The organism is Planotetraspora thailandica (assembly GCF_016863335.1).
Classification (GTDB): Bacteria; Actinomycetota; Actinomycetes; order Streptosporangiales; family Streptosporangiaceae; genus Planotetraspora; species Planotetraspora thailandica.
This window is the reverse complement of sequence record NZ_BOOR01000008.1, coordinates 279327-300924: the sequence shown is the minus strand read 5'-3', so window position 1 is coordinate 300924 and position 21598 is coordinate 279327. Positions and strand designations below refer to the sequence as shown.

At 69.7% G+C, this 21598-nt stretch carries 19 protein-coding genes; 6 read left to right on the top strand and 13 right to left on the bottom strand.

Annotated elements, in window-relative coordinates; all coding sequences use genetic code 11:
• Nucleotides 1-129: 129 nt before the first annotated feature.
• Nucleotides 130-1512 carry a DUF58 domain-containing protein gene (locus tag Pth03_RS08415; RefSeq protein WP_203943558.1) on the top strand — a complete coding sequence of 461 codons (1383 nt, stop codon included), beginning with the start codon at nucleotides 130-132 and terminating at the stop codon, nucleotides 1510-1512.
• Between the two features lie 3 nt (nucleotides 1513-1515).
• On the opposite strand, the gene Pth03_RS08410 is transcribed toward Pth03_RS08415, so the two are convergent.
• Nucleotides 1516-2508: a stage II sporulation protein M gene (locus tag Pth03_RS08410; RefSeq protein ID WP_203943557.1), complete on the bottom strand. Its 993-nt coding sequence runs from the start codon at nucleotides 2506-2508 to the stop codon at nucleotides 1516-1518.
• Between the two features lie 40 nt (nucleotides 2509-2548).
• Between Pth03_RS08410 and Pth03_RS08405 the strand changes: the two genes are divergently transcribed.
• Nucleotides 2549-3526: an RDD family protein gene (locus Pth03_RS08405; RefSeq protein ID WP_203943556.1), complete on the top strand. Its 978-nt coding sequence runs from the start codon at nucleotides 2549-2551 to the stop codon at nucleotides 3524-3526.
• Nucleotides 3527-3672: 146 nt separating this feature from the next.
• On the opposite strand, the gene Pth03_RS08400 is transcribed toward Pth03_RS08405, so the two are convergent.
• Both Pth03_RS08400 and ahcY read right to left on the bottom strand, forming a co-directional pair.
• Nucleotides 3673-4914: an adenosylhomocysteinase gene (locus tag Pth03_RS08400; RefSeq protein WP_275413056.1), complete on the bottom strand. Its 1242-nt coding sequence runs from the start codon at nucleotides 4912-4914 to the stop codon at nucleotides 3673-3675.
• Between the two features lie 527 nt (nucleotides 4915-5441).
• Nucleotides 5442-6869, bottom strand: a complete 1428-nt coding sequence (gene ahcY, locus Pth03_RS08395; protein ID WP_203943555.1) for an adenosylhomocysteinase — start codon at nucleotides 6867-6869, stop codon at nucleotides 5442-5444.
• Nucleotides 6870-7040: 171 nt separating this feature from the next.
• On the opposite strand from ahcY, the gene Pth03_RS08390 reads away from it, so the two are divergent.
• The 3 genes from Pth03_RS08390 to Pth03_RS08380 all read left to right on the top strand — a co-directional run bounded on the left by Pth03_RS08390 (nucleotide 7041) and on the right by Pth03_RS08380 (nucleotide 9243).
• On the top strand, nucleotides 7041-7373 hold the full coding sequence (locus tag Pth03_RS08390; protein WP_203943554.1) for a MerR family transcriptional regulator: 333 nt from the start codon (nucleotides 7041-7043) through the stop codon (nucleotides 7371-7373).
• Nucleotides 7374-7441: 68 nt separating this feature from the next.
• On the top strand, nucleotides 7442-8605 hold the full coding sequence (locus Pth03_RS08385) for a sensor histidine kinase (protein ID WP_203943553.1): 1164 nt from the start codon (nucleotides 7442-7444) through the stop codon (nucleotides 8603-8605).
• Entirely contained in the window at nucleotides 8602-9243 is a 642-nt protein-coding gene (locus Pth03_RS08380; protein ID WP_203943552.1) for a response regulator, read from the top strand. The genes Pth03_RS08385 and Pth03_RS08380 overlap by 4 nt, the downstream gene beginning before the upstream one ends.
• 11 nt (nucleotides 9244-9254) lie before the next feature.
• Here Pth03_RS08380 and Pth03_RS08375 read toward each other — a convergent pair whose 3' ends face one another.
• From Pth03_RS08375 to Pth03_RS08345, 7 genes are all read right to left on the bottom strand, one after another.
• A complete protein-coding gene (locus Pth03_RS08375; RefSeq protein WP_203943551.1) occupies nucleotides 9255-10472 on the bottom strand; it encodes a DUF6114 domain-containing protein in 1218 nt (405 codons plus the stop codon).
• Between the two features lie 52 nt (nucleotides 10473-10524).
• Nucleotides 10525-11133: a DUF6230 family protein gene (locus tag Pth03_RS08370; RefSeq protein ID WP_203943550.1), complete on the bottom strand. Its 609-nt coding sequence runs from the start codon at nucleotides 11131-11133 to the stop codon at nucleotides 10525-10527.
• Between the two features lie 811 nt (nucleotides 11134-11944).
• Nucleotides 11945-12892, bottom strand: a complete 948-nt coding sequence (locus Pth03_RS08365) for a cation diffusion facilitator family transporter (protein WP_203943549.1) — start codon at nucleotides 12890-12892, stop codon at nucleotides 11945-11947.
• Between the two features lie 31 nt (nucleotides 12893-12923).
• Entirely contained in the window at nucleotides 12924-14066 is a 1143-nt protein-coding gene (locus Pth03_RS08360; protein WP_239118853.1) for an SIS domain-containing protein, read from the bottom strand.
• The gene (locus Pth03_RS08355) at nucleotides 14063-14236 is read right to left on the bottom strand and encodes a Trm112 family protein (RefSeq protein WP_203943548.1); all 174 of its coding nucleotides are present in this window, start codon (nucleotides 14234-14236) and stop codon (nucleotides 14063-14065) included. The genes Pth03_RS08360 and Pth03_RS08355 overlap by 4 nt, the downstream gene beginning before the upstream one ends.
• A 5-nt stretch (nucleotides 14237-14241) precedes the next feature.
• Nucleotides 14242-15597: a phosphomannomutase/phosphoglucomutase gene (locus Pth03_RS08350; protein ID WP_203943547.1), complete on the bottom strand. Its 1356-nt coding sequence runs from the start codon at nucleotides 15595-15597 to the stop codon at nucleotides 14242-14244.
• Between the two features lie 103 nt (nucleotides 15598-15700).
• Nucleotides 15701-16066 carry a DUF3499 domain-containing protein gene (locus Pth03_RS08345; RefSeq protein ID WP_203943546.1) on the bottom strand — a complete coding sequence of 122 codons (366 nt, stop codon included), beginning with the start codon at nucleotides 16064-16066 and terminating at the stop codon, nucleotides 15701-15703.
• A 155-nt stretch (nucleotides 16067-16221) separates the two neighbouring features.
• Here Pth03_RS08345 and Pth03_RS08340 point away from each other — a divergent pair, with 155 nt between their 5' ends.
• A complete protein-coding gene (locus tag Pth03_RS08340; RefSeq protein WP_203943663.1) occupies nucleotides 16222-16665 on the top strand; it encodes a metallopeptidase family protein in 444 nt (147 codons plus the stop codon).
• Nucleotides 16666-16684: 19 nt separating this feature from the next.
• Here Pth03_RS08340 and Pth03_RS08335 read toward each other — a convergent pair whose 3' ends face one another.
• From Pth03_RS08335 to Pth03_RS08325, 3 genes are all read right to left on the bottom strand, one after another.
• Nucleotides 16685-18199, bottom strand: a complete 1515-nt coding sequence (locus Pth03_RS08335; protein ID WP_203943545.1) for a DUF5719 family protein — start codon at nucleotides 18197-18199, stop codon at nucleotides 16685-16687.
• Nucleotides 18196-21057, bottom strand: coding sequence for a glycosyltransferase family 2 protein (locus tag Pth03_RS08330; protein ID WP_203943544.1), 2862 nt, complete (start codon nucleotides 21055-21057; stop codon nucleotides 18196-18198). The genes Pth03_RS08335 and Pth03_RS08330 overlap by 4 nt, the downstream gene beginning before the upstream one ends.
• A 226-nt stretch (nucleotides 21058-21283) precedes the next feature.
• Nucleotides 21284-21541, bottom strand: a complete 258-nt coding sequence (locus tag Pth03_RS08325; RefSeq protein WP_203943543.1) for a WhiB family transcriptional regulator — start codon at nucleotides 21539-21541, stop codon at nucleotides 21284-21286.
• Between the last annotated feature and the right edge of the window lie 57 nt (nucleotides 21542-21598).

Sequence of the window (21598 nt, the reverse complement as noted above, 5' to 3'; positions counted from 1 at the left end):
GGGTGGTCGTGATCATGCAGAACTTCGCGATCAACGTGGCTGAGCTGGGAAGATGAATTTCGTGATCATGCAATGTGCGCCGGGAGCCGTACCGGTGGCGAGAGCCGTACGAGACGGAAAGGCGACGCCATGGCGCTGACGGGACGCGTGGGCCTGCTCGCGGCCCTGGGCGCCATCGTGGTCTTCATCGCGCCCGCACCCGGGATGGCGGTCCTCGGCATCGTGCTGCTCCTGGCCTTCCTGGTCGTGATCGACCTGCTGCTCGCCGGCAGCGTGCGCCCGTTGCGCTTCAGGCGCGAGGGCGAGCGGCTCGTACGGCTCGGCCAGTCGGTCACGATCGGCCTGATCGTGGAGAACCCGGGATCGCGGAGGGTGCGGGGCGTGCTGCGCGACGCCTGGCCGCCCTCGGCGGGAGCGACGCCCAGGGAGCTCAAGGTCGATGTGCCGCGGGGCGAGCGCCGTCGCCTGACCGTCACGCTGACTCCGACCCGAAGGGGCGACCGCGAGGCCGTATCGGTGACGGTGCGTTCGCTGGGGCCGCTCGGCCTGGCCGCACGACAGGGGACCCATCGGGTTCCCTGGTCCGTACGGGTGCTCCCGCCCTTCCTCAGCCGCAAGCACCTCCCGGCCAAGCTGTCCAAGCTGCGAGAGCTGGACGGGCAGCACCCGGCTCTGGTGCGCGGCCAGGGGACCGAGTTCGACTCGCTGCGGGAGTATGTGGCCGGCGACGACGTGCGGTCCATCGACTGGCGGGCCAGCGCCCGGCGCAATGACGTCGTCGTGCGGACGTGGCGTCCCGAACGCGACCGCCGGGTGCTAATCGTGCTCGACACCGGCCGCACGTCGGCGGGCAGAGTGGGCACGTCGCCCATCCCGTCGATGCCGGACGAGCAGACGGCGCAGCACGACACACCGGGCGACCGGGGCGGCGAGAACCTTCCCGCTCCCGGGTGGCCGCGCCTGGACTGGTCGATGGACGCCGCGCTGTTGCTGGCCGCCCTCGCGGCACGGGCGGGAGACCGGGTCGACTTCCTCGCCTACGACCGGGCGGTGCGCGCGTGGTTGTCGGGAGCCTCGCGCACCGAACTCTTGTCGGCGCTGGTCAACACCATGGCTCCGATCGAGGCCGAGCTGGTCGAGGCCGACTCGCCCGGTATGGTCGCGGCCGTCCTCGCCCGGGCCAAACGGCGCTGCCTCGTGGTGCTGCTGACCGACCTCAACGCCGCGGCGATGAACGAGGGCCTGCTGCCCCTGCTCCCCCAGCTGTCCTCGCGGCATCTGGTGCTGGTCGCCGCCGTCGCCGACCCGCGCGTGGCCGCGATGGCCGCGGGCAGGGGCACGCCCGAACTGGTCTACGACGCGGCGGCGGCCGAGCAGCTGCGCGGCGAGCGGCGGTGCATCACGTCGCGGCTGCGCCGTCACGGCGTCGAGGTCGTGGACGCCCTCCCCGAAGACCTGGCGCCCGCGCTGGCGGACGCCTACCTCGCGCTCAAGGCCTCGGGCCGCCTGTAGCGCTCAGGCGGTGGGTGCGAGATCCGGTGCCTGCTCGATGTCACCGGTCTCGTCCCGCCGTACGGCACGGCGGCCGAGGACGATCACATAGGTGAGGAAGAGCGCCTCGGCGAGCACACCGATCCCGATGCGCGCCCACGTGGGCAGGCCGGACGGTGTGACGCCCGCCTCGATGAGCCCGGAGACGAACAGGACGGCGATCAGCCCCAGGGCCACGCTCATCGCGGCCCTGCCCTGCTCGGCGAGGGCCTCCCCGCGGCGCCGGGGTCCCGGGTCGACGACCGTCCAGCCGAGGCGCATCCCGACGCCGGCGGCGAGGAAGACGGCGGTGAGCTCCAGCATGCCGTGCGGGAGGATCAGGCCCCAGAAGATGTCGGACTTCCCGTGCGCGGCCATGAGCCCGCCGGAGACGCCGACGTTCAGGGCGTTGTTCCACAGCACATAGGGGATGAGCACCCCCATGAAGATCGATGACGCGATGACCTGGAGGGACAGGTAGGCGTTGTTGAGCCAGACCTGACCGGCGAACGACCCCGCGGGATGCGCGGAGTAGTAGTCCGCGAAGTCGTGCTCAACCAGTTGCTTGATTTCTTCGGGGGGCGCGATCGCGTTCTGGACGTCGGGGTTCTTGGCCACCCACACGCCGACGACGTATCCCACCACGATCGAGGCGAGCGTCGCGCCGAGCCACCATCGGCGGGCCCGGTAGGCCACGACGGGGAACGACACCGTGAAGAAGCGCACGACCTCTCGCCAGGCCGGGGTGTGCGCGCCGGTGACGGCCGAGCGTGCCCGGGCGACGAGGGTGGAAAGGCGGCCGATCATGATCGCGTCTCGCGAGCTCGACCGCATGATGGACAGATGGGTGGCGACGCGCTGGTAGAGCTCGACGAGTTCGTCGACCTCCGCGCCGTTCAGCGAGCGGCGCCGCCGTACCAGGTCGTCAAGCCGGTCCCAGGTCGGCTTGTTGGCGGCGACAAACGCATCGATGTCCACAGATCAAACCCTATCGACCACTGCACAGTAAGGTGCGAGTGTGTCAGAAGTCGTGACGGGTGAGGCCGTCATCCTCGAGGTGCGGGTCGCGCAGCTCCCGAGCCGCGCCGTGGCCTTCATCATCGACTGGATCGTTCAGACGATCATCTTGATCGGGATCGTGTTCCTGGTGACGAACGCCTCCGCGATCACCGATGACGCCTTGTCCGCGGGCCTGGCGATCTTCTTCTCCGCGCTCGTGCTCGTCGGCTATCCGGTGATCTTCGAGACGGTGACCAGGGGGCGCAGCCTCGGCAAGCTCGCGCTCGGGCTCAGAGTCGTCAGCGAAGACGGCGGCCCCGAGCGTTTCCGGCAGGCGTTGTTCCGCGGCCTCGCCGGACTCCTGGAGCTGTGGGCCTTCACGGGTGCTCCCGCGCTGCTCATCTCGCTGCTCAACGAGAAGGGCAAGCGGCTCGGTGACATCTTCGCCGGAACGATCGTCATCGGGGAGCGCGGGCCGCGGGAGGCCCCGCCGCCCCCGATGCCGCCCCAGCTCGCCAGGTGGGCCGCGTCGCTGCAGCTGTCACAACTCCCCGACGAACTCGCCAACACGGCCCGGCGATATCTCCTGCGCTGGCACCAACTCTCCCCCGCCATGCAGCACCAGATGGGCATACAGATCGCGAACCAGGTGAGCGCGCGCGTCTCGCCTCCCCCGCCGCCGGGCGTCCCGCCGTACTCCTATCTCGCCGCCGTCCTCGCCGAGCGCCGCAGGCGTGAGGAGGTGCGGCTCGCACAGACGCGCGGCCCCGCCGTGCCGTACGGCCAGGCCCCCGGGATGCCGCAGGTGTCTCCGTACGGAGGAACGGCGGCGTACGGAGGGGCACCGGTCTACGGCGCGGCCAATCCGTACGGCCAGGCCGCCCCGAGCCCCGGGAACCCCGCGCCGCAAGGCGATACACGCACAGGGGGACAGGCGCGTCCCGAGCCCCAGGAACCGGCCAGACCGACACCTGGTGGATTTGTTCCCCCATCTTGATGTGTAGACCCCGACATGAGGGGCATTGGCGTTATGGCAGGTCATGGGGGCCATGCCTGCTGTGGGGTTGAGGTGAGGCACGGCTCGTGCGGAGGGAGAGGCCGCACAGGCCGTGCCCACTACCCTTTCTGGGCCCTTGATGTGGCCTATGAGCCGACGCGCCAGGAGTGCAGGTATTCCTCCTGCTCCGGGGTCAGTTCGTCGATGACGATGCCCGCGGCGGCGAGTTTGAGCCGGGCCACCTGAACGTCGATGTCCGGCGGCACGTCGTACACGCCGGGCGAGAGCCGCGCCGCCTCGCGCGCGAGCCAGGAGACGGCCAGGGCCTGGGCGGAGAACGACATGTCCATGACCGCCGCCGGATGGCCCTCGGCCGCGGTCAGATTGACCAGGCGGCCCTCGGCGAGGAGCAGCAGTCGCCTGCCGTCGTCCAGAACGTACTCATCCGTGTTGGGGCGAACCCCGAAATTTACGGACTGTGCCATGTCTTCCAGGGCGCGTACGTCGATCTCCACGTCGAAGTGGCCCGCGTTGGCGAGGATCGCGCCGTCCTTCATGACGGCCAGATGCTCGGCGCGGACGACGTCGCGGTCGCCGGTCACCGTCACGAACACGTCGCCGATCTCCGCGGCCCGGCTCATCGGCTGGACGTCGTATCCCTGCAGCGAGGCGTCCAGCGCCTTCACCGGGTCGATCTCGGTCACGACCACCCGGGCGCCGAGGCCCTTGGCCCGCTCGGCCACGCCGCGACCGCAGAATCCGAAGCCCGCGACGACCACCGTACGGCCCGCGAGCAGGATGTTGGTGGCGCGCATGATCCCGTCGAGGGTCGACTGGCCCGTGCCGTACCGGTTGTCGAACATGCGCTTGGTGCGAGTGTCGTTGACCGCGACCATGGGGAACGTGAGCGCACCCTCCGCGGCCATCTGGCGGAGCCGGATGATGCCCGTCGTGGTCTCCTCGCAGCCGCCGGCGACGTCGCCGAGCAACTCGGTCCGCTCGGTGTGGAGAATGTTGACGAGGTCACAACCATCGTCGAGCACGATTTGTGGCGCTATATCAAGCGTTTGATGGATGTGTCGGTAGTAGGTGTCCCGGTCGACGCCGGCCCGGGCATGTACGGCCATGCCGTACTCGGACAACACCGCGGCGACGTCGTCCTGGGTGGAAAGTGGGTTGGACGCGGCCAGAGAGATCTCGGCGCCGCCGGCCTTCAGCGCACCCATCAGAACGGCGGTCTCGGCGGTCACGTGGAGACAGGCGGCGATCCGGAGCCCGTCGAGCGGCCTGTCCTCGGCGAAGCCGGCCGCGATGGCCTGAAGGACCGGCATGGAGCGTGCGGCCCAGCCGACTCGCCGCTCCCCCGCCTCCGCCAAACCGTCATTCACCTGACCCCTCCCCCTTTCCGCGTGATCATGCAGAAGTTCGCCGATGTGGCGCCGACCTTGCCATTTCTCGATCGCGATCATGCAGAAGTTCGGAAAAGTGCCCACTGAGCTGCGAAAACGCATTTCGTGATCATGCAATGGGGTGAATGTGGACTCTCGTCGGACAAATCACCCGCGACTGCATGATCACGAAGTCCGTACTCGCAGCTCAGTCACGAGCTTCGCGAAGTACTGCATGATCACGACCCAGAAAACTGCTGGTCAACCGTTATGTCTTCGAACTTCTGCATGATCACGACCAGGGAACGGCCAGCCCAGCGGCCGTTCCCACGAACTTCTGCATGATCACCACCATGAGAGTGTGGTCACCCCCATGAGGGCATGGCCACCCAACGGGGTGTGATCACCACCGTGGAGGCGTGACCACCACCACGAGGGTGTGATCACCACCATGAGAGTGTGGTCACCCCAACGGAGGCCGATCACCCCCATGGGGCGGAGATCACGCCCCCATGGGGGCCCGGCGATCAGTAGCGGTAGTGCTCCGGCTTGTAGGGGCCTTCGACGTGCACTCCGATGTACTCGGCCTGCTTCTTCGTCAGCTTGGTCAGCTTGACGCCGAGAGCGTCCAGGTGCAGGCGGGCGACCTTCTCGTCCAGGTGCTTCGGCAGCACGTAGACGCCGATCGGGTACTCCTCGGTCTTGGTGAAGAGCTCGATCTGGGCGATCACCTGGTTGGTGAACGAGTTCGACATCACGAACGAGGGGTGGCCCGTGGCGCAGCCCAGGTTCATCAGACGGCCCTCGGCCAGGACGAGGATGGAGTGCCCGTCGGGGAAGACCCACTCGTCGACCTGCGGCTTGATGTTGTTCTTCACGATGCCGGGGATGCGACCCAGGCCGGCCATGTCGATCTCGTTGTCGAAGTGGCCGATGTTGGACACGATCGCCTGGTGCTTCATCTGCGACATGTGCTCGGCGGTGATGATGCCGAAGTTGCCGGTCGTGGTGACGAAGATGTCGGCGATGCCGACGACGTCCTCCAGCGTGGTGACCTGGAAGCCGTCCATGGCCGCCTGAAGCGCGCAGATCGGGTCGATCTCGGTCACGATCACGCGGGCGCCCTGGCCGCGCAGCGCGTCGGCGCAGCCCTTGCCGACGTCGCCGTAGCCGCAGATCACCGCGACCTTGCCGCCGATGAGCACGTCGGTGGCCCGGTTGAGACCGTCGATCACCGAGTGGCGGCAGCCGTACTTGTTGTCGAACTTGGACTTCGTCACCGAGTCGTTGACGTTGATCGCCGGGAAGAGCAGCTGGCCCGACTTGTGCATCTCATAGAGCCGGTGCACGCCAGTGGTCGTCTCCTCGGTGACACCCTTGATGTCCCCGGCGACCTTGGTCCAGCGCTTCTCGTCGGTGATCGTACGGCGGAGCGTGTCGAGGATGATCCCCCACTCCTCCGGGTCGTCCTCGCCCGCGGCCGGCACGGCCCCCGCCTTCTCGAACTCGGCGCCCTTGTGGACGAGGAGCGTGGCGTCGCCGCCGTCGTCGAGGATCATGTTGGGGCCGGAGCCGTCAGGCCACTGGAGAGCCTGCTCGGTGCACCACCAGTACTCCTCCAGCGTCTCGCCCTTCCAGGCGAAGACCGGCACGCCGGAGGGGTTGTCGACCGTGCCGTTGGGGCCGACGACGACCGCGGCGGCGGCGTGGTCCTGGGTGGAGAAGATGTTGCAGCTCACCCAGCGGACGTCGGCGCCGAGCGCGACCAGCGTCTCGATGAGCACCGCGGTCTGGATCGTCATGTGCAGCGAGCCCATGATCTTCGCGCCCCTGAGCGGCTGCGAAGCGGCGTACTCCTTACGGGTCGCCATCAGGCCCGGCATCTCGTGCTCGGCGAGGCGGATCTCCTTGCGCCCGAAGTCCGCAAGAGCAAGGTCGGCGACCTTGAAGTCCATTTCGTGTCCCTCCATTGTTCGTCGCACCCGAGTCTAGGCCGCTCAGACGACACGACGCACGCCGGAGGGGGCGAATCTGACACGAGATTGTGAGATTTGGGCTGCAGAGGCTGCCAAGTGCCCGCCTAACTGTCTAACGTGGATGCAAACGCCGGTACGGAGGGGGCAGGGATGCGGATCACCGAGGCCGCCCGGCGACTCGGAGTGTCGCCTCGGATGTTGCGCTACCGCGAGTCGCTCGGCCTTCTGCCTCCCGTACGCGACCGGGGCTCGCACCGCAGGTTCGGCCCTGAGGAGCTGACCGCCGTCAGCCAGGCCATGGAGCTGGAGCGCCGGTTCGACATCTCCCCCGCCGAGCTGGCGTTCGCGCTGCGGGCGATGTCGGAGCCCGCGGTCGCCCAGGCCGTACGGGACCTCGGCATCAGAATCGGCCGCATCCAGGCGCCGCGCCGGGCTCTCGACTTCGAGAAGGAGAAGGCGCTGCGCCTCCTGCGGCCCCGATGACGCCCGCCGTAGGGGATCGCTCTCCGGAGTGACGACATGCCAGATAGATCGGGCGCACAATTCTCGGCGTGGATCTGACGACGGGAATCGACCAGGTCGAGCGGAACATCAACACGTTCGACCTTCGCACCGCGCTCAGCTCGCGGACCGATCTCATGATCGGCCTCTCCCTGGCGGCGCTCGCGGTGCTGGGCCTCGCCCAACGCGGCGGCGCCGAACCGCTGGAGGTTCCGGGGCTGCTGCTGGCGACCGCGCCCCAGGTGATGCGACGCGCCTATCCGTGGCTGACCGTCGCGCTCACCCTCATCGGCGCCGTCCTCATCGCGATGTTCCCCCTGGCGCCGGGCCCCTGGCTGCTCCCCGTGCTCATGTCGGGGTTGCTGTCCTTCTACACGATCCAGCGGCGGCTCGAACGGCGAGGCGCCTGGATCTTCACGGGTGCGGTCGGGCTGTTCCTCCTCGGCGCGACCGGCTTCGCCGTCGTGAACCGCACCGCCGCGCTCGCCGTCGTCGCGGTCGTCGCGGCGGCCCTGCTGGCGGGTGTGACCTCGCTGGCCGACGTACGGCGTAGCCGTACCGAGGTGCGCAAGGCGCGTGAGGACAACGTCGAGACGCTGCGGAAACAGGCGGCCATGGCGGAGCGGGCGCGCATCGCCAGGGAGATGCACGACATCGTGGCCCATTCCATCTCGATGGTCGCCGTCCAGGCCGAAACCGCGCCGTACACCCTGAAGGACCTGAGCGAGGAGGCCGCGCGGGAGTTCGCGGAGATAGCCGCAGCGGCCCGGGGGACGCTGACCGAGATGCGGCGGCTGCTCGGCGTGCTGCGCGCGGACGTGCCCGCGGAGACCGCGCCACAACCGGGGCTGGCGCGGCTCCCCGAGCTGATCGAGCAGCACGGCGGCGAGGTCGACCTCGACGTCGTCGGCGAGGAGAGGGAGTTGCCGCAGGCCGTGGACGTGTCGGCGTACCGGATCGTCCAGGAGGCTCTCGCCAACGCCAGGACGCACGCGCCGGGAGCCCGGGTGTCCATCGAGATCGCCTACCGGCCCACCCTGCTCGCCCTCCGCATCGCCGACGACGGACCCGGACCTGCCGCCCCGGAGGCCGACGGCCCCGGCCACGGGGTGATCGGCATGCGGGAGCGCGCCACGGCCCTGGGCGGCTGGTTCGTCGCCGGCCCGGGTGCCGGCGGCGGCTTCCTCATCCAGGCGGGACTCCCCCTCGAATGATCAGGGTTCTCCTGGCCGACGACCAGCCGGTGGTGCTGAGGGGGTTCTCCGCCGTCCTGTCCGCCCAGCCGGACATCGCCGTCGTGGGAGCCGCGGCCGACGGCGGCCAGGCCGTACGGCTGGCCGAGGCGGAGCGGCCCGATGTGGCCCTGCTCGACATCCGCATGCCGGTCATGAACGGCATCGAGGTCGCCAGGGCCGTCACCGGCCTCGGCACCAAGGCACTGATGATCACAACGTTCGACCTCGACGAGTACGTCTATGAGGCGCTGCTCGCGGGGGCGAGCGGCTTCCTGCTCAAAGACGTCAGGGCCGGCGATCTGGCTGAGGCTGTGCGCGTCGTCGCCCGAGGGGACGCCCTGCTAGCGCCTAAGGTGACCGGGCGCCTGATCGCCGAGTTCACCCGCCACCGCCGCGCCGCGGCCGAGACGGGGCTCACGCCCCGGGAGTCTGAGGTCCTCCGGCTGATCGCCCGTGGCCTGTCCAACGCGGAGATCGCGGCGGAACTGGTCGTGACGGAGCACACCGTGAAGACCCACGTGGCTCGCATACTGGCCAAACTCGGCCTGCGCGACCGCACCCAGGCGGTGATCCACGCCTACGAGACCGGGCTCGTCCGGGCCCGGGACCTCCGCTGATTCGGTCGGGGTCAGGACACGTCGAGCCGCAGGCCCTGGGCGTCGAGGGAGTCCGCCGTCACGTACGGCTGCTCACTCACGATGTCGGTCATGGTCAGCGGCAGGTCGAGCCGCGGCACCAACTTGAGCGCCCTCACCAGGACGTTCGGATTCTCCGCGGTGAACTCCTGCCGCAGGCCGAGCAGCGTGCCGGTCATCTTGGTCGTGTAGATGTCGACGTCGCCGTCGAACGTGAACGTCTTCCCGACGAGCGTGGCGGCGCCCATGGTCTGCGTGGGGCCGGACAACACGGCCCTGTCCATCGTGAACCAGAGCATCTTGACCGTGCCGGTCGCCGTCGGCACCTCCACGACTCCGTGGAACTTCATGCCCGTCATGGTCAGCGACGGCGCCGTGACGGTCGCCGCCTCGGTCGCCACCTTCGGCCCGGACGGCTGTACCTGCTGCCCGAACGCCTCCGCCTGGGCGACGACCGGATGCGCGGAGATCGGCGCCGCCGTACGAGAGCCGGACAACAGGGCAAACGGCACGATCAGAGGCAGTACGGCCAGAGCCTGCAACCGGCCGCCTCCCGGGCCTCCGTCCTCTCCGGGTCTCTCCTGGGTTTCGCCCTGCGCAGGCGGGCCGGCCTGATGCGGGGCCGAGGGAGGCGGTGGGCCGGGGCGGTTCGGAGCCGTGGGACTAGGCGGCCCCGCATGACGCGGGCTCGCGGGGCGAGGCGTCGCCGATCCCTTCACCCGGCCGATCCACACGCCGGTCGTGTCGCCGGAGGCCGGGCCGGGCTTCGCCGCGTCCGCGGGCGCGTTTCCGCGATCGTCCCCGCTGACGACGCGCCTGCCGGTGAAACGCGGGCCGTCCAGCGTGACCGGGTCCTGCCCGCCGTCCTCCTCACGTCCGGGCGTCCAGGCGGCCGCCAGCGCCCCTCCGACGAGCCCGAGGAGCATGCCGATCAGGAAACCGCCCAGGTTGGCGTAGACGAAGGACGCGAGCGACACGAGCACCGCGACCACGCCCAGGAAGGCCCGCTGACCGGGCTGCAGCCAGATCAGCAGGCCGACCACGATGAGCACCACTGCGATCAGGTAGCTCGCCCCGACCGTGCCCGACTGGATGACCAGCGGCAACGCCTGCGTGGCGAACGGAATGCCAAGCAGTTCCAGGCCGCCGATCACCGTGAACAGGCCGCCCCAGAACGGCCGCGAACCGCGCCACCGCGCCACACCGCTCATAACCGCCCACCCGCACTCGTACGGCTAGGCACGGCCGGAGACGTCGAAGGCATCAGAAGCACTCGTGGTCGCCGGGCTCGACGGTCAGTTTGAGGTCGGGCAGCTTGAAGGTCGCCGCGTTGACGGCCCAGGAGACCTGTTTGAAGCCGGTGATCGACACCGAAGTGGCCTGCTGCCCGAACATGCCAGATGGCCCCGCCCCGCCGGTGACCGCGTCAAGGGTCGAGGCGTCCCTGCCCACCTGGATGTTCTTGAAGACGGCATTTCCCTGAAGCTGGGAAGCGTCGACGATCATGTTCTCGGCGACCACGGGGTTCTTGCCCGTCCCGGCGGTCAGCTTGATCGTCACATCTCCCACCGGCGAGTCGACGCGAACGGTCTGGCACATGTTGGTGAGCGTGGCGTGCCGGATGCCGGAGATGGCGACCGGGATCTTCTGCCCTTTCTTGTTCTGGGTCAGGCTGCCGTACTGGATGAACCCCTGGCCCTGCAGCTTGTCCGCCGAGACCTTGAACGTGTCGCCCGAGACGACGAACGACGCTCCTATCGCGCCCTCGGCGGTGGCTCCGACGAGCACCGACGCGACCACGGCCGCGGGAACGAAGACCAGCGCGAACCGCTTCCACCGGACATGTCCCCGCTCATGTGTCTGCTCGGCCATGAGGCGCACCTCCCATGAGGTCAAATGGGCAAAGCCCAAGTTACCCACGGGTACGGTGAGGTAAAGGAAACATGCATCACATTTTCGTCACGCTATGTCGTGGATCACACCCTGCCCTGTGATGGCACCCCCGTAGCGGCATCCCATGGTGGCCCCGCGGTAGCGAAGCCTCGTGATGGAGCCCCCATAGTGGTGATCATGCAGAAGTTCTGCGCCACGCGCGCCGACCAGCACCCCCCTCGGTGGTGATCATGCAGAACCTCGGAGTCACCCCATGTGACCTGCGAATTCGCAAATCGTGATCATGCAGAAGTTCGGGTGCATGGCCCGTGAGCTGCGCGTATGGTATCCGTGATCATGCGATGCCACCGAAGTGCATGATCACGAATGACAAAACCCCAAGCCGGCAGGCACGTAAGCGAACTTCTGCATGATCACGAACAATAAAACGCCAGGCCAGCGCACACGCGGGCGAACTTCTGCATGATCACGGTTCGGGAATGGCCAGGCCGAATGATGTGCGCCCGAACTTCTGCATGATCACCACACGGCTCGCACGTTCACCACACGTTCTCGCATGATCACCACACATTCCGCGGGGCCACCACCATTCAGCGGGGCCACCACCATTCAGCGGGGCCACCGCACATTCCGCATGGCGACCACTGTTTTCACATGGCGACCACATATCCCGCATGATCACGACACGTCCCGCATGACCACCATGATGCCTACACCCACACCACCGCGATATTGATCATGCAAATCGGGGAATCGTGCGGCAATTCCTGATCAATTCACCCGGTATCGCTCAGGACTCGTGGCTGACGGCAGCGGACGACGTCGTACCGACCTGGTCCAGATCTGGCTCCAGGTAGATGACCCGGGCGATCGGCACGACCTCGCGAATACGCCGCTCGGCCTCGTCGATTCCCCGCGCGACCTCTGCCGCCGTGTCGTCGTGCTCGACCGCGATCTTCGCCGCGACCAGGAGCTCCTCCGGGCCAAGGTGGAGGGTGCGCAGGTGAATGACCTTGCTGACCTCTGGCGCGCTCTCGAGCGCCGCGCAGATCTGGTCCTCGATCTCGGGCGCCGCACCCTCGCCGATCAACAGCGACTTGGTCTCGGTGGCGAGCACGATGGCGATGACGGCCAGCAGGACACCGATCATGATCGTGCCGATGCCGTCCCAGACGCCGTCACCGGTGACCACCGCCATGGTGACGCCGAACAGCGCGAAGATGAGGCCGAGGAGCGCGCCCAGGTCTTCGAGGAGCACGACGGGCAGTTCGGGGGCCTTGGCCCTGCGGATGAACGACACCCACGACGCCGCGCCCTTGTGCGGCAGCGATTCCTTGATGGCCGTGCGGAACGAGAAGCTCTCCGCGATGATCGCGAAGATGAGCACGCCGAACGCCCAGACCGGCGACTCCACCGGGTGCGGGTCGGAGATCTTGTGCCAGCCCTCGTAGATCGAGAACAGCGCTCCGATGCTGAACAACACGAGGGCCACGACGAACGCGTAGAAATACCGCTCACGGCCGTAGCCGAAAGGATGGGTCCGCGTGCGCGCCCGCTCGGCCCTCCGGCCGCCGACGAGCAACAGGGCCTGGTTGCCGGAGTCGGCCACCGAGTGGACCGATTCCGCAAGCATCGACGACGAACCCGTGAACACGAACGCCACAAATTTCGCCACCGCGATCGCCAGATTCGCGGTCAGCGCCGCGATGATCGCTTTGGATCCGCCACTCGCACTCACAAAAACTCCTCAGGATCGGCCGGAAAAGATCCTATGGGGAAATTCGGGCCTTGAGTTCCGTGATTTCGGAGAGCGGAGCGGGATCGACGCCATAGCCGAGCGCGAGATAAGCGCTTCCGTAGTCGCAAAGGCCGATCAACGTCGCCAGCCGTTCCAGCGGATGGGCGCCTTCGGCCACGATCTCCGACACGGGGACGCCCCGCTCCTCGGCCAGGCGCATGGCCTCGGCCCGGCGTCCCGGGGCCCGCTCGTGTTCCTCGGCGTCGCGCAGCACGACCAGGCGCAGCCGCACTCCCTCACCGGGCTCGTCGTCGAAGGGATCGGCGAAGATGTCCCGCCCGGCCAGCGGCCCGGCGAACGCGGCGCCCTGGTGCAGGTTGTCCGGAAGAGCGCCCCAGATGGCCGGATATTTGGCGATCTCGTTGAGCCGGAAGGCCGTCCACCGCGCCGCGGCGACCGCGAGCGGCGACGTCCCCCAGATCATCGGGATGCTTCCCGCCAGCTCGGTCGCGAGCGTCTTGCCCGGATTGATGAACGACTCGCTGGACGGCCTGCACCGGTGGGCGATGTCCTCCAGCCGTCCGGCGGCCGCCTCGAACGCGTCGTCGTCCGCGTCGGCCAGGCCCAGGGAGGAGGCCGCCACGACCAGCGGCACCGCCGTCTCCCACAAGGTGCCGGTCTGAGCCTCGCCGGCCAGCCGCACGTACGGCCCGCCGCCGCGCGCAAGCACGGTCTCGAGGGGCGAATCGGCCCGGCCGACTCCCATGGTCGAACAGCCTCGCCGTACGGCTTCCGCGGCCAGCCCGAGCGTCTCCGGTGTGTCGCCTGACCGGGAGACGGCGATGACGACGTCGGCGGCACCGACCCAGCCGGGCAGCCGGTCGCCGCCTGCCGTCACGATCGGCAGTGGAGCGCCGTTGCCGCAGACGGCGGCGAGCACGTCCCCGGCGATCACCGAGCCGCCCATTCCGGCCACGACGATCGCCCTGGGCCTGCCGAACCGGGTGAGCCGTGCCACGTCCGCCTCGACGGCGGCCCTGCGGGCGGTGCGCACGTGGGCCATGGACGACGCGACCGCCGGGAGCACTCCTGTGGGGTCGCCCTCGGTGAGGTGCGCCTGATCGTCGAGCCTGTCGGGGTCGAACGTCATGCCGGGCCCTCCGGCATCCGTCATGCCTTACGAGCCTCGTCGACGAGCAGGACGGGAATGTCGTCGCGAACGGGGTAGACCAGCCCGCACTCGGCTGACGTGCACGCCAGCTCGTCGGCGTCGGCCTCCACGCGGAGCGGTGACTTGCACGCCGGGCAGGCCAGGATGTCCAGCAGCCAGTCGTCGATCTTCAACTCGGTCAGCTCCTTACGACAGCGAGCACTTCGTCGCGCACGCCGGCCATCGTGTCCTCATCGGCCGCCTCGGCGTTGAGCCGCAGGAACGGCTCGGTGTTGGACGGGCGCAGGTTGAACCACCAGCCGGGACCGGTCACGGTCAGACCGTCCAGCTCGTCGAACTTAACACCCTCCCGCCCGGCGAACGTCGCCCGAACCCTGTCGAGCGCGGCTCCCTGGTCGGCGACCCTGCTGTTGAGCTCGCCCGACGCCGAGTAGCGGGCGTAGCGCGACAGCACCTCCGACAGCGGCCTGTCCTGCTCGCCGAGCGCGGCCAGCACGTGGAGTGCGGCCAGCATGCCGGAGTCGGCGAACCAGAAGTCGCGGAAGTAGTAGTGAGCCGAATGCTCACCGCCGAAGACGGCACCGGTGCGGGCCATCTCCGCCTTGATGAACGAATGCCCCACCCGCGTGCGCACCGGGACGCCGCCGTGCTCGGCGATGATCTCCGGCACCCCGTGGGAGGTGATCAGGTTGTGGATGACCGTGGACCCCGGATGCTTGGCCAGCTCCCTGACCGCGACCAGCGAGGTGATCGTGGACGGGGAGACCGACTCGCCCGTCTCGTCGATGACCCAGCATCGGTCGGCGTCGCCGTCGAAGGCGAGCCCGATGTCCGCGCCCTGATCGACGACCGCCTTCTGCAGATCGCGCAGGTTCTCCGGCTCGAGCGGGTTGGCCTCGTGGTTGGGGAAGGTGCCGTCCAGCTCGAAGTAGAACTCGGTCAGCTCGATCGGCAGTCCCCGGAAGACCTCGGGCACGGTGTGACCGGCCATGCCGTTGCCGGCGTCGACGACGACCTTGAGCGGCCGGATGCCGGACAGGTCGACCAGGGTGCGAAGGTGCTCGGCGTACGGCCGGAGCAGGTCGCGGGAGGTCACCGTGCCTTTGCCGGGAACCCCTCCGACGCCGGCGGCGAGCAGCTCGGCGGCGCGGTCGCGTACCTCGATCAGACCGGTCTGGGAGCTCACGGGCACCGCGCCCGCGTGGCACATCTTCATCCCGTTGTACTGGGCGGGGTTGTGGCTGGCCGTGAACATCACGCCTGGCAGCCCGAGGATGCCGCTGGCGTAGTAGAGGAGGTCCGTCGAGCCGAGCCCCGCGTTCACGACGTCGGCGCCCCGCGAGGTCACCCCGCGCGCGAAGGCCGCGGCCAGCGGCTGCGAGGAGGGGCGCATGTCATGCGCGATCACGACCGCCTCAGCGCTGGTCACCTCGGCGAACGCGGCCCCGGCGGCCTCGGCGATGTTTTCGTCAAACTCGTCGGGCACGACGCCACGCACGTCGTACGCCTTGAAAATCTTGGTGAGGTCGGCCACGGCGGTCCCTGGGATCCTTCCGTCTTCGGGCACGGTCTGCCCGCATGAGCCTACAGCTCCTGATCGCCGCCGACGGGAACAGGACGCGACCTCACGGGTGATGTCACCGATCGCGGTTCGGCTGGGCCGATTTCAGCACCCGCAGATGGCCGCGGCGCCCCACCTCGACCGCTTGGCCGATGGGCTCTCCTGTGGCGGGGGCGGGCCTGGCCGCCTCGCGGACCGCGTTGGCGAGGGCTTCGAGATCGTCTCCGCTGGGGGAACCGGCCTCGGAGGGGAGACGCACGACCTCCCACCCCCGGGGGGCGGTGAGCCGTTCCGCGTGTTCCGCGCACAGGTCATAACAATGCGGCTCGACGTACGTCGCCAGGGGGCCGAGGACGGCGGTCGAGTCGGCGTAGACATACGTGAGTGTGAAGACGGCAGGCTGCCTGCAGGCGGTACGGGAACAGCTGCGGACGGGGCTCACGGAGGGACCGTATCCGGTCCGCGTTCCGATTGCCACCACCCCGGAGCTCTTATCGATCGTGTCGCCACAATTCGGACAGCGGTGGTACGGCTCGGCGGTGACCTCCGGCGGCGCTTTAAGCTGACTCCGTGACACAGCCGAGCGAACGCGGCGACATGCCGGACCGGAATCGACGCGTCCGCCGACGTGATCGGCACGGCCGCGGGATGCGCGGGCCGCTCGCCCCATCACATGTCCCGATCGCCAAGTCGCGGGGGGAACGGTTCGACGACCTGGTGATCGAGGCGGTGGACCGGCTCAAGCCCAGGTGGGGCGCACAGCTCGCCTCAGTGGAGTTCGCCGTCGAGGAGGTCCCGCCCCCGAGCGAGCTGGTCGACGGCCCCTCCCGCCTGTCGTCCGACCCCATCCCCTTCGGCCGGGCGGAGCCGGCGAGCGGCGGCCATGCCGCGGTCGTCGTCTACCGCCGCCCGCTGGAAGCGCGGGCGCGTGACCGCGACACGCTCGGCACGCTGGTCTTCGACGTGGTCGTGGAGCAGGTCGCCAACCTTCTCGGCCTCACCCCCGAGACGATCGATCCCGGGTACGACGACCGCCACTAGAGCCGCCGCCAGACCGGCCTCAGGGCAGCACCACGCTCGGGGAGTCGGCGGTGGGCGGCACAAGCGCCCAGATGGTGGCGGGCGCGAAGGGCTGCGTCGTGATCATCTGCCCGCTCCGCAGGTCCTCCACGATGGCCCGGCCTCCGTAGACGGGCCCCGACCCCGGCTCCGGCTGCACGAAGACGGCGAAGCGGCCGTCTCCTCCGGGCGGGGCCTTGAGGTTGATCTCCTTCGTCCTGGCCGCCGGCACCTTGACCTCGACCGGATCAGGCGGCGTGCCCTGCTTGGGCAGCAACTGGACCTTCACCGTGGCCCCGGAGAACGGCGCGGACAACACCAGGCGGGAGCTCACCCCTCGCTCGACCCGGTTGTCGGCCACGACGGTGCCGAGGTCGATGGACGGCGCCCCCGCGGTGAAGGCGACGTCCTGGCTCATCCCGGTGCCGGTGATCTTCAGACCGGCCACGATGGGGATGTCCGAGGTCAGCAGAAGGGCGGCCGGCTGGCCGCCGATGCCCGTCGACAGGTCGAACGTCGTGGTCGAGCCCGCCGGCACCTCGACGGTCTCCTTGTTCTTCAGCGCGTACGAACCGTCCTTGAGCACGGCCTTCACCTGGACCACGGTGTCCTGGCCGCCGGGGGCGGTGACGTAGAGCTCGCGCAGGCCTGCCGTACCGGGGATGCCGGGAACCACGACCTGCTTGGCCGGCGGAGCGGCGACGGGCAGCCAGTCGACACCCTTGCCCTTGCCGAGCACCGCCTTGACCGCCGCGGCGACCCTGCCTCCGCTCGTGCTGACCTGGACGGCCATCACCAGCGGCGACGGGGCGAGATCGCGGAGGTTGACCGTACGGTTCTCACCCGGCTTGAGGACCAGGCCGCTCCCCCGGTCGTTGAGCACCAGGCCCTCACCCGAATAGATCATGATCTGGATGTCCGCGGGCGCCTCGTCGGCGTTCGCGACGTAGAGCGTCATCGTGGCGGCCGCCGGGCCCGGGCCGACGAACCAGGCGTCCGCGCCGGGCTCTACGCAGCGGGTGGAGGCCAGACCACGCTGGCTGCCCGACTCCAGTCGCGCCGTCTGCGACCCCTCCAGGCCCGCGGCCATCGGCCCCGAGGCGGCGACCGACACCGCCCCCGTGCCGGCGGTCATGGCCTGCTGCCACAACACGCCGGTTCGCTGGAGCGAGACCGGCTCGCCCGCGGCCTTCTTCGCCTTCGCCTGCTTACCCGTGTTCGGCTTCGTGGCGTCCTGTGCCGCGTCCGCGGGCTGCTGGAGCGGGGCCACGACGGCGCCGCCCCCGCCCTCGCCCTGGTCCCGGGTCTGACCCGCGGGAGGCGTCACCACGCTGAGGGTGCTGCCGCCCGCCGCAGGGCAGACGGCGGTCACCGACTCCATGGGCGCGCGCACGGGCCGCGGCGGGGTGTCGGCCTGCGCCGCGGGCCTGGTGCCGTAGGCCACGCCGTACAGGGCGCCCAGGGCGACCAGCACCAGCGCCAGGAGGCCGAAGCGGTTCTCGATCAGACTCTTCACACCGGCACCCGATCCCCACCAGCCCTGCGGCGTCCTCGCGGCTCCTCCACGGGGACCTCGACGTACTCGTCCTCGCCCTCCGCCGAACGGGCGCCGGGAGAAGCCAGGATCAACACGACGACCAAGATCGTCGCCTGTGCCCACAACCAGAGCCTGTGCGTGGAGTCTCCTGCGGCGGGCGGCCGCACTGCCGCCGGCTGAACCATCCGCCACAACCCGCCGTTCGCCGACAGGCTCACCCGCTCGAGCGTGGGCTCGGAGTCGAGCGTGCGGCTCAGCCCGGGGTCGACCGGTCTGGGCACGGTGACGAACTGCACGCCGTCCGCGAGGAGGACCCGGGCGTAGGAGCCGCCCCTCCCTGAGGCCAGCCCCGCCACGGCGGCCCCCAACCGGCTGCTCGCGTCGGGGGACGCCGGGAGGTCGGACTCGCCGATCAGCGGCGCGCGTCCGCGCAGCAAGGTGTAGCCCACGACGCCGTGGTCGGACCGCAACACCAGGGTGGCCTGCCCCTTGCCGGTCCCGACGGCGGCGAGCACCGGCATGGGGTCGCGCACACCGCGCTGGAGCGGGCCGTCGGCGCCGCCCTTGATCCACAACCCGGCCGCCGCGAGCGGCGTCGCGAACGCGACCACCACGATGAGCAGGCCGCCCAGGCGGCGCAGGCCCCCCTTGGCCGCGAACTCGGCGATGCGGCGTGCGGGATGGGCCGCCGCCACGAGCAGGCCGGTGGCGGCGAAGGCCAGGGGGACGCCCGGCCAGGCGGCCACACCGTCGACGGTCACGCGCCCGACCACAATCGCCACCAGCACGCCGAAGACCATGACGCCCCAGCCGATCGCCACCACCATCTGGTGGCGGCGCAGCAGCAGGGCCGTCAGGGCGACGGCGATCAGGCCGCCGGTCACCCAGACGGGCGGCATGCCCGGCCCGCCGGGGCTCAGCAGCAGGATGGATTCGGCGCCCAGCCGGGGGTCGCTCAGCGCGACGTCGTGCAGGCCCGACTCGAGCAGGATCCGGCCGGGGTCGGTCACGAGCTGGGCGAGCCACGGGAAGAGCAGGAGAACCGGCGTGCCGAGGCCGATGGCGAGGGCCACGCCGACCCCCCTGCGCACACCGGCGAACGACACCGCCGCGAGGCCGCCGAGAACGGCCACCAGCACGTAGAGAAGGGGGACGAAGGCGGTGCCCACCGTGAGGAGCAGCCCGAATCCCCAGGCCGCCCGGCGTGAGCCCGCGACGATCCTCGTGGCCAGCGCCGCGTAGACCGGCAGCAGGGCGAACACGACCGCGGTGCCCAGGCGGCCGGCGGCCACCGCTCCCGTGGCGACGGGCAGCAGCGCGTAGGTCGCGGCCAGCCAGATCCGCGCGGGCACGTACGGGATCATCTTCTTGGTCGCCGTATACGCGGAGAACCCGGCGAGTGGCACGCATCCGAGGAGCAGCACGCTGACCGCGAGCCATGTCTTGCCGAGGAAGAGCGTGGAGACGGCCGCGAGGATCGCGACGTACGGCGGGGTCCAGGTGTCCGAGCCGAGGCCCGTCACGTGGTGGTTCTCGGTGTAGAGCCGCCACAGGTCGGAGGCGCCGCCGGTGACGGGCACCAGCGAGCCGCCGCCGAGCAGGCCGCCGAACAGCAGCGAGCGCTCGGCCGCGAGGGCGACCGCCAGGAGCGCGGCGCACAGGAGCACGCCGGGGCTGGTGAACATCCGCTGGACCAGCCCGGAGTCGCTGAGCAGCTCCTCGCCGTCCTCCTCGTCGGAGGCGCCCGCGGACGCGTGGTGACGGCCCGCGGAGTCGACGGGGCCCGCGCCCGCGATGAAGCCCTGCACCATGTCGGCCAGCCGCCTGAGTGTGGCCCCCGAGGGCGTCAGCAGCCTCGCGACCGCCGCGTAACCGCTCTTGCGGTCTTTCCTGCGCCGCTTGCGAGCCCGCCTGAGCCGTCCCGGCTTGCCGAGCACGGAGCCGAGCGCCGCGATCTCGTCGAGCGCATTGGCGGGCTGCTTGGCGACAAGGAACAGCACGGTCCGGAACGCCGAGCCCACGATGTTGCGGACGATCGACCGCATGAGGGCCAGGAACGGCAGGTTCGCCATGATGACGAGCAGCGCGTTGCGCCGGTCCAGCCGCCGGGGGTGGTCGTTGCTCGCCGAGATCCGCCTGCGGCGACGGGTGGACGCCTCGGCGTGCCAGGCGACGGCCGCGGTCACGTTGAGCACGCGGTGGCCCGCGGCGCGAGCCCGCCAGCACAGGTCGAGGTCGTCGCGGAACAACGGGAGCTCGGGGTCGAGGCCGGACAACTCGTCCCAGACCTCGCGCCTGATCAGCATGCCGGCCGTGGAGACCGACAGCACGTCGAGAAAGCCGTCGCCGTCGTGCTGGCCCTGGTCGTACTCCCTGGGCTCGAGACCGGTGTCGCGTATGCCCGAACGGCTGACGGTGACGCCGATCTCCAGCAGGACGCGCCGATCGAGCCAGTCGCACAGCTTGGGCCCGAGGATCGCCGCGTCCGGATTCAGGTCGGCCGCCCACAGGAGTGCCTCGAGCGCGTGGGCGTCGGGCGCGCAGTCGTCGTGGAGCAGCCAGACCCATTCCGCGCCGCCCGCCTGGCGGGGCTGGGCAGGAGGGAGCCTGCGGAGCACTTCGTGGACGGCGTCGCCGAAGCCGGCCGACCTGGACAGGTTCAGCACGTTTCCGCTGCCGAGCGCCTCGGCGAGCATCTGCCCGCTGCCGTCGCGGCTGCCGTTGTCCACGCCGACGATGAGATCGAGCGGCCGGCTCTGGCGCCTGACCGCCGTCAGCGTCTCCTGGAGCCAGCGGGCGCCGTCGTGGGCGACGACGATCGCGGTGACCGAGTGCACGTCGGGGGTCCTTGGGGTCGTACGGCTGAGCGCCGACCACGATACGGCAACCGGGCTCTGCCGATCGCACGTGCGCCGAACCGTTAGCAGGCAGGACGCCGCGGGCCCGAACCGGCCGACGCTCAGAGATCAAGGCTCACGGACAGGGCCTATAAACCACGGGCGGGGGCCACGCGTCGCCGCGTGGCCCCCGCCCGTGATCCCACCGCATGACTCACATCATGCTTCACACTGCTTGACGCTTGATCCTGCGCCTTTCCCGCTCGGACAGCCCACCCCAGATGCCGAAGCGCTCATCGTGCTCGAGCGCGTATTCCAGGCACTCCGCCCGCACTTCGCACGAACGGCACACCTTCTTGGCTTCTCTGGTGGAGCCACCCTTTTCGGGAAAGAACGCCTCCGGGTCGGTCTGAGCGCACAACGCACGCTCCTGCCACCCAAGATCTTCACCATCGAGCGCCTGTGCCATGACCACATCGGTCATTGCACACCTCCCTGTCGCTCGCCCGCCCACATTGGAGCCCCCCAAAACGCCTCCCCC